Origin of the sequence: Mycobacterium sp., assembly GCF_035603715.1 — a bacterium.
Classification (GTDB): domain Bacteria; phylum Actinomycetota; class Actinomycetes; order Mycobacteriales; family Mycobacteriaceae; genus Mycobacterium.
Genome location: NZ_DATNJW010000144.1, coordinates 1 through 7,808 on the forward strand (window position 1 = coordinate 1; position 7,808 = coordinate 7,808).

Genomic DNA, 7,808 nt, shown 5'->3' on the forward strand with positions numbered 1-7,808 from the left:
GAGTCCGACCGGGCCCATGTTCACCACTTGAGGATCGCCCAGATAGCACGTTCCCGGAACCCGTTCGTTGGGATCGACAGCCGGATCGAGCCACCGCGGGTCGGCCATGGTGCCGTGCACGACGAAGCCGAACTCGTCGTCGGGACGGCCGGCGGCTTTCAATTCGGACAGTTTGTCCTTGACCCAGGCGGTTATGCGGCGGTTACGGTCGATCTGGGCTTGCCGGTAGCGGGTGAGGAACTCCTCGGTGTAGGGCGGCTGGTTCGGGTTGTCCGGGTTGTACAGGTCCAGCTCCGGATCCCGTTTGGTCGGATCGGATTCGTCGAGAATGGACCCGTCGATCCACTCGGTCAGCGTGCCGTGCCGGCTGATGTGTGCGGCCAGCAGCATGAGTCCGTCCGCGGCGGGCAGATCGAGCTGGGTGAGGTCGGGTCCGTCACCTGACGGGCTCGACGTGATGGTCGCGTGCTGGGCCTGCTGCTGATACAGCACCGACAGCGAGCCGCCGCCGCTCCACCCGGCCAGCACCACCTTCTGATAGCCGAGCCGTTCCTTGGCATCCTTGATCGCGGCGCCGAGATCCTCGATCACCTTCTCCATCAGCAACCCCGAATCGGTGCCGCGAAACCTGCTGTTGCAGTAGATGACATGGTGACCGGCCCGGGCCAAGGCGTTGATCATCGGCAGATACGCGCCACCGCCGATCGGGTGCATGAACATCAGCACGGTGTCCGACGGGTTGTCCTTGGGCTTGAGCAGATAGCTTTCCAGCACGACGATCTCGGCGAGGCCACCGTAGACATCGCGAACCCCGGAATTGTTCTGGAAGGCAACGAGATAGGGGATCCGGTCGTAGTCGTGCTTCACGGCTTGCGTCATCAATGCTGTCCTAGGTCATGTGCCAGCACCTCGGCTGACGGGGTTAGTCGCCGACGGGTGTCGACTGCGATCACCTGCCAGTCGACGCGGGAATGCTCGTCGAATTTGCGGCGGGCACGCTCGCGCGCCTTCTCTGGCGCGCCGTGGTGAACTCCCTGTGGCGCATGGGAAATCAGGCCGGGTGGCATGGGAATGCCGTAGAGCGAACCGCCATGGAAGAAGGCGATCTCGTCGTAGTCGACGTTGCGGTGATACCACGGTGTGCGCTCGGTGCCCGGGACGCCCTCGGCGGGCTTGGGCAGAAAGTTCATTACATAGACCCCGGTGGCCTGCATGAACAGATGCACGGTTGGGGGGAGGTGGACGCTGTCGGAGGTCACCACGTTGTAGTCGTCGATGTTGAACGTGAAGGCGAAGTTGTCGCCGCGCCAGCCTTCCACATCGAGCGGATTATGTTGGTAGAACAGCGTTGTCGGGCCGCCCTCGTGGACCAGCCGCACCTGGTACTCGTCGCGGCCGTCGTCGTCGATCGGCTCGGGTTCGGGGATGACGGCCTGTGAGGGGTCGAACGGGAAGTGCCGGCCCAGCGAACCCGGTGGCGGAACCCGGAACTCGTCGCTGGCCTCGATCATCAGCAACGTCGTCTCGGCTTCGGGGACGTGACGCCAGGTGCATGCCTTGGGCAGATACACCCAATCGCCGTCGCGGTAACGCAGTGGCCCGAACTCGGTCTCCAGCAGACCGGTGCCGTGGTGCACGAAGCACAGCAGATCGCCGTCGACGTGGCGGACGAAATACGGCATCGGCTCGTGGCGTCGGGACAACGAGATCCGGCAGTCCGGGTTGGTGAACATCAACAGCGGCCCGCCGTTGGCGTCGGTCGCGTCGCTGGGCTTTAGGTCGCTGGACAGCACGTCGAGGGGACGTAAGGGGCCCTCTGACCGGTAGGCAGTGGGGTCGTGGCGGCGGTACAGGTTCGCGGTCCGGCCGGTGAACCCGCCGCGGCCGAGTTCGTCGTCTTTCTGGCCCTCGAGGTCAGCGTGCAGTCGACGCGGCGTCTTGCCTTTGCGCAGGTGAATGAAGGATTCCATTACGACTCCAGGGTTGCGACGGCATCCGGGGCGGCAGAAACTGAAAGTGACATTACTTTTTCTTCTTGCGCGACACAAGGGTAGTTTGCGGTATTCGCGATGACTTCTCCGGTCGGGCGCAGTCTGTAGGGCATGACCAACGACACCATCACTGCCACGATCACGATCCCCGCAGCGGCCGACGCAGTATTCGGCGTACTGGCAGACCCCGCGATGCATGCCGCCATCGACGGGACCGGCTGGGTGAGAGACTCCCTCGACGGCAAGACGTTGACGGGGGACGGCCAGATCTTCCGGATCGCGATGTATCACGACAACCACCCCGCCAAGAACTACGAGATGGCCAACAAGGTGGTCGTGTTCGACCGCCCCCACGCGATCGCCTGGCAACCGGGCCAAGACGATGCAGGAGACGGGAACCCTTCATTCGGCGGCTGGATTTGGCGTTACGACATCGACGACGCAGGATCCGCTGAATCTCACGTCACGCTTACCTACGACTGGTCGGCGGTACCGCCCGAACTCCGTGAGCACATTCCATTCCCGCCGTTCGACCCGACGCACCTGGACAATTCGCTCAAGCATCTGTCCGACCTGGCCGCGGGGGCTGGAGCTTCCGCCGACGCTTAATCGTCTGCGACACCAACCGGCGTGTCGTCGCAGCCGCTTAAGTGTCGCAACGCGTTGGCCGCCGCACTGCGTCAATCCCGCACGCGCAGGACGACTTTTCCTTTCGCGGTGCGATTCTCCAGCGAGGCGATCGCGGCAGCGGCTTCCTCCAGCGGGTAGACCACCGGCTCGGGAGGAGGCAGCTGACCCGAGGCCAGCAGCCTCTCGAGGTCGGCCCACTGCTCGGTCAGGGCATCGGGGTGCGTGCCGGCCCAGGCGCCCCAGCCGACACCGACGACGTCAATGTTGTTCAGCAGCAGTCGGTTGACCTTCACGGTCGGGATCTCTCCGCCGGTGAAGCCGATGACCAGCAGCCGGCCGCCGGGCGCCAGCGAGCGCAGCGAATCGGTGAACCGGTCGCCGCCGACCGGATCGACCACGATGTCGACACCGCGGCCGTTCGTCAATTCCTTTGCGGCGTCCTTGAACCCGTCAGCCAGCACGACGTCGGTGGCACCCGCCGCCCGCGCGATATCTGCCTTGTCCTCGGTGCTGACCACCGCGATGACGCGTGACGCGCCCAACACCGACGCCAGTCGAAGCGTCGACGTACCGATCCCGCCGGCCGCGCCGTGCACCAACACCGTGTCGCCAGCCTGCAGCCGACCGCGGACGGTCAGGGCGAAGTACATGGTCAGGTCGTTGAACAGCAATCCCGCGCCGGCCGTGAAGCTCACGTTGTCCGGCAATTTGAACACCCGGTCGGGTGCCAGCACCGCGACTTCGGCCATACCGCCGGTCAGCATGGTCAGGCCGACCACGCGATCGCCAGGTTTCACGTTGGCATCCTTCGGCGCCGATCGGACCACACCGGCGATCTCGGCGCCCAACACGAACGGCGGATCCGGCCGGTACTGGTAGAGGCCTCGGGTCAGCAGCGCATCGGGGAAGGCCGCGCCCGCCGCGTGCACCTCAACGACCACGCCGTCGCCGGTCGGCTCATCGATCTCACTGACCTCGACCGCGTCTGGACCCTCGAGTCGGGTCAACTGTGCTGCGCGCATGCCACCTCCGTCGTCAGGCTGAACGTCGCTCGCGTTCGACGTTAGCCCCGCGGGATTCGGCCCTACGCATCGGCTGCGGCGCGATGCAACCTAGCCCCTGCGGCGCTTACCTTTTTTCGGTCGAGTCTCGTCTGCCAGCGCCAGGGCGAGCCCATTGACGATGAGCTCGAGACCGAAGTCGAATTCCTCGTCGAAGGGCACTGGCAGATGGTCTGCGACGGCGACGGTAGCCGGAAACTGGCCGGGATCGAGGTCGTGGAATATCCGGGCCAGGCTGGCGTCGTCGAGTCCATTGCGGCTGCCCGGGAGCTGTATGGCGAATCCCAAAACGTAGCGCGATAACAGCGCATACGAGCGGGCCGCCAGGTCGGGCGAGAATCCGCTCGCGAGCAGAAACGCGATCATTCGTTCGCGAGCCGCTAGCGCATTGGGCCCGACCGGCACGTTGCCCACCAGCAACGGAGTAACGTTCTGATGCTGCTCGAGCGCGTCAAACATGCTGTGAGCGGCGGCTTTACATGCCTCGGGCCACGGCAACGCGCTCAGCGCGGCCACGTCTACCTCGGCCGCACCGAACACCCGGTCGATCACGTGCGCGACGACGTCGGCCCGCCCGGCGAAATGCCGATACAAGGTGGCGGTGCCGGAATCCAGCCGCTGAGCGAGCGCTCGCATCGACAGCGACTCAGCGCCCTGCTCGTCGACGATCTCCAGTGCGGTCGAGACGATCCGATCGAGTGCGATCGCGGGACGGCCGGGGGAACGTCGTCGCTCCTGCTGTTCTGCCACGCAACCACTCCTGACCAGACGGCAATACCGGAAACACTGTAGCCATTATGCGTTGACGCGGGGCTACATTTATGGATACAGTGTATCCGTTATTAAAGATCTAGGAACGAGGAGGCTGAAAATGATGCTGTTACCTCTTGCGGAGGAGCCATTCACGGTTCCCACCGATCGCGACATGCTGCCTTCGGAGCGGCGCACCTTTGTGCGCACGCATCGCACCTGCGTCTACGGCTATCGCCGCTTGCACGATGGACCGGCCATGTCGATCGTGTATTACATCCCCACTGACGACGACGAGCTGCTGGTGTCCACGATGGCGCCGCGCGGTAAGGCCAAAGCCGTTGCCCGCGACGGCAAGGTGAGCCTTTGCGTGCTCGACGAGAACTGGCCATTCGCCTATCTGCAGGTCTACGCCGACGCCACGGTGGAACGGGACCGCGATCTCGTGGTCGACGTGATGATGGCCGTGGCTGGACGAATGTCGGGGGAACCGCTGCCCGACGAGGGCCGCCCGTTTGTCGAGGCGATGGCCGAGCAGGAGGACCGCGTGGTGGTGCGCTGCCGGCCGTACGCGACCTTCGCCCAGCCGCCGCGCCACCTGCACCGCAATGACCAGGAAGAGCAGATCACCCATTGGGTGTCGGCGACCGTGCCGTGGGACGCGGCGGACCCGGCCTAAGCCGTGAGTCGCCTTCTGCTGCATGGGGCCACGGTGATTACCATGTCCCCGAATCGGCCCGACGCAGAACGCGTCGACGTCCTGGTGGAGGACGATCGACTCGCGGGCATCGGCGAGTCGATCGATTCGGCCGGCGCTAAAACCGTTGACCTGTCGGGGCGCATCGTCATCCCCGGTTTGGTCAACGCGCACCTGCACACCTGGCAGAGCGCGCTGCGTCTGGCGGGTGCCGACTGGACGCTGCCGCAATACCTGCACCGCGTGCATGGCGAGATTGGTCCGCGATACACCCCCGACGATATCTACATCGGTAACCTGGCTGGGGCGCTGAATCAAATCAACTGCGGCACAACAACGCTTGGGGATTGGTGCCACAACAATTTATCGCCCGAGCACACCGACGCGGCAGTAGAAGCGCTTGACCGGTCCGGAATCCGTGCGGTTTTCTTGCACGGCACACCACATGGTGACCCGGATGCCGCGCAGTCGCTGAACGACGTCGATCGGCTGCTCGACAGCCCGGTCCTGGCACGAGACTTGCTGGACATTGGAATGGCCATCCGGGGCCCGCAGTACTCGACACCCGATGTGGCAGTGGCCGATCTGCGTGCCGCGGACGAGCGGAGCCTGATCGCCTCGATGCACCAGAGCGGTGGCCAGCCGGCGGACGCGTGGGAAGCCGTGCGCGCCGCGGATCTGTTAGGGCCTCGTAGCAACATCGTGCATGGCGCCGGACTGACCGACGAGTGGCTCACGACGCTTGCCGACCTGGGCGTCACCTTCACCTCCACACCGGAAAACGAGCTCGGTCAAGGTCATTGCGCACCGATTACCGGACGTCTCTTGGGACTCGGCAGGGCACCGTCGCTTGGCACGGACACCGAAACCGCGGTATCCGGCGGGGTTCTCACTGCAGCCCGGATCGCGTTGGCTCATCAGCGCGGCGTTGACCACGAGCGCGTGCGCCTCGAGACCGGCATGATGTCGACGACCGCGTCGGTCAGTAGCAAGCAAGCGCTGTCGTGGGCGACGGTTGAAGGGGCGCGAGCACTTGGCCTTGACGATCGGGTCGGCCGACTCGAGCCGGGCATGCAGGCAGATTTGGTGGTTATCGACGCTCGCTCGCTGAACCTCTGGCCGGCTCGCGACCCGATTGCCGCTGCGCTGCACGCCAGCCTCGCCAATGTCGAGGCGGTGATGATCGCGGGACGATGGCGAAAGCGCGACCACTCCCTGACTGATGTCGATCCCGACGAACTCAGAAGCAGACTGCTGGAATCCGAAGCGCGGTTGCTTATGCCGTATTCGTGAGCCGGCTGACGCCGCGCATCACGGATCGGCTGACGACGTGCCGGACCCGTTGCGCGGGTGACTGCGAAATGGGGTGCGGTGCAGCGCCGAGCCGGGGGAACAGCGCGAGGGCATTAGTGCGTTCGATAGCCGCCCGTGCACCGGTGTCGATTCCCGGAAAGGTCTCCAGCCCCGCCGCGAAAATCTTTCCGGCGACGGTGGGGGCAAACGGGAAGTCGGATCCGAACATGATGTGGCCAGGTTTGGCGAAGGCCAGCAAGGTCGGCAACGCAGCCGCGCTCGAGGACAGCGCGGTGTCGAAGTAGAAGCTCGCGAAGTCGTCGAGCACATCGGCGGGGCTGCGGCCGGTGTCAGCTGTGATCGCGACGGCCATTCGGTGACTGGCATAGGGTACGAACCCGCCGGCGTGGCTCAGGATGAAGCGGATGTTGGGGTATTTGCTTCGAATTCCATTGCGCACCAGCAAGTATGCGGCACGAGTGGTGTCGAGCAGGAAGTCCGCCGCGAACGGTGGGATGCCGGGCACGGTGGGACCCGGTAACTCGGCCGGATGGATGAACACCACCGCCGATCGTTCGTTGAGGGCGGCGAACAGCGACTCCTGGCCGTCCTCACCCAGATAGGTGCCAGCGTTGTTGGCCAGTAGCACAACACCGTCGGCGTGCAGATCGTCCAGTGATCGCACGACTTCCGCGACGGACTCATCCACATGTGGCAGCGCAACGGTGGCAAAAAATCCAAACCGGTCGGGATGTGCTGCTGTCAGTTCCACGGTGTAGTCGTTGAGGCCGCGCGCGAGCGCGGCCGCGTCGGCAGGGTTCGGCAAAAACGCCGTGCCAGGGGTGGACACCGACAAGATCGCGGTGCCGACGTCGAGGTCTGCCATCGCCTGCAACGATGCCTCGGGGCTCCACTCGGGCAGCTCTCGGCCGCCGGCCGCACTAAGCCCAGCCTGCTGCAACGCTTTTCGGTAATCAGGGGGGATCAGGTGGTGGTGGGTGTCGATGCGTAGCACGGTTTCGCCTCCTGTCAGTTGTCGGGGATGCCGGCATGAGCCAGCGCGGGCACGGTGTCTTCGCGCTGCAGCAGCGACCGGGCCGCGGTCTTGAACTGAGCCAGTTTCTCGACGACGGTCTGCCCCTGGCGGGTGTGTCCCCAGATGCTGATGCCCTGATACGTCGTTGGTTGCCAGGCCTTCTCGTCGACGACGATGGGATTCCACCCGACTTCCCATTCGAAGCCCGACGGTGTGACGGCGTAGTAGGACAGTTCGCGGTCGTTGGTGTGTTGACCAACGTCCAGTGCCAGTTGAAATCCGAGGTCTTTCACCCGTTGGTAAGACGCGATCATGTCGTCGAGGTCGGCAACCTGAATGTTGACGTGCTG

Annotated in this window: 8 protein-coding genes and 1 pseudogene; 3 read left to right on the plus strand and 6 right to left on the minus strand. The window is 64.7% G+C overall.

The window, feature by feature from the left end:
- Both VN856_RS06590 and VN856_RS06595 read right to left on the minus strand, forming a co-directional pair.
- Positions 1-879, minus strand: an 879-nt coding sequence (locus VN856_RS06590) for an alpha/beta hydrolase family protein (RefSeq protein ID WP_325687330.1), incomplete at its 3' end; no start/stop codon positions are given.
- Positions 879-1,970, minus strand: a complete 1,092-nt coding sequence (locus tag VN856_RS06595; RefSeq protein ID WP_325687332.1) for a homogentisate 1,2-dioxygenase — start codon at positions 1,968-1,970, stop codon at positions 879-881. The genes VN856_RS06595 and VN856_RS06590, both read right to left, overlap by 1 nt.
- A gap of 132 nt (positions 1,971-2,102) precedes the next feature.
- On the opposite strand from VN856_RS06595, the gene VN856_RS06600 reads away from it, so the two are divergent.
- Positions 2,103-2,600 carry a polyketide cyclase gene (locus VN856_RS06600; RefSeq protein WP_325687334.1) on the plus strand — a complete coding sequence of 166 codons (498 nt, stop codon included), beginning with the start codon at positions 2,103-2,105 and terminating at the stop codon, positions 2,598-2,600.
- 71 nt (positions 2,601-2,671) lie between these two features.
- Here the strand turns inward: VN856_RS06600 and VN856_RS06605 are convergent, their stop codons facing one another.
- Together VN856_RS06605 and VN856_RS06610 are read right to left on the minus strand one after the other, a co-directional pair.
- Positions 2,672-3,643, minus strand: a complete 972-nt coding sequence (locus VN856_RS06605) for an NADPH:quinone oxidoreductase family protein (RefSeq protein ID WP_325687336.1) — start codon at positions 3,641-3,643, stop codon at positions 2,672-2,674.
- 90 nt (positions 3,644-3,733) lie between these two features.
- Entirely contained in the window at positions 3,734-4,432 is a 699-nt protein-coding gene (locus VN856_RS06610) for a TetR/AcrR family transcriptional regulator (RefSeq protein ID WP_325687338.1), read from the minus strand.
- A gap of 124 nt (positions 4,433-4,556) precedes the next feature.
- Between VN856_RS06610 and VN856_RS06615 the strand changes: the two genes are divergently transcribed.
- Positions 4,557-5,111 carry a pyridoxamine 5'-phosphate oxidase family protein gene (locus tag VN856_RS06615; protein WP_325687344.1) on the plus strand — a complete coding sequence of 185 codons (555 nt, stop codon included), beginning with the start codon at positions 4,557-4,559 and terminating at the stop codon, positions 5,109-5,111.
- Between the two features lie 3 nt (positions 5,112-5,114).
- Positions 5,115-6,422: an amidohydrolase family protein gene (locus tag VN856_RS06620; protein WP_325687340.1), complete on the plus strand. Its 1,308-nt coding sequence runs from the start codon at positions 5,115-5,117 to the stop codon at positions 6,420-6,422.
- Here VN856_RS06620 and VN856_RS06625 read toward each other — a convergent pair.
- A complete protein-coding gene (locus tag VN856_RS06625) occupies positions 6,406-7,437 on the minus strand; it encodes an amidohydrolase family protein (RefSeq protein ID WP_325687342.1) in 1,032 nt (343 codons plus the stop codon). The genes VN856_RS06620 and VN856_RS06625 overlap by 17 nt on opposite strands.
- Before the next feature lie 14 nt (positions 7,438-7,451).
- A pseudogene (locus VN856_RS06630) lies at positions 7,452-7,808 on the minus strand (extradiol ring-cleavage dioxygenase); the annotation flags it as partial.

Coding starts and splice junctions, on each gene's coding strand:
- VN856_RS06595 (WP_325687332.1), bottom strand. CDS start 1,970: ATGGAATCCTTCATTCACCTGCGCAAAGGCAAGACGCCGCGTCGACTG.
- VN856_RS06600 (WP_325687334.1), top strand. CDS start 2,103: ATGACCAACGACACCATCACTGCCACGATCACGATCCCCGCAGCGGCC.
- VN856_RS06605 (WP_325687336.1), bottom strand. CDS start 3,643: ATGCGCGCAGCACAGTTGACCCGACTCGAGGGTCCAGACGCGGTCGAG.
- VN856_RS06615 (WP_325687344.1), top strand. CDS start 4,557: ATGCTGTTACCTCTTGCGGAGGAGCCATTCACGGTTCCCACCGATCGC.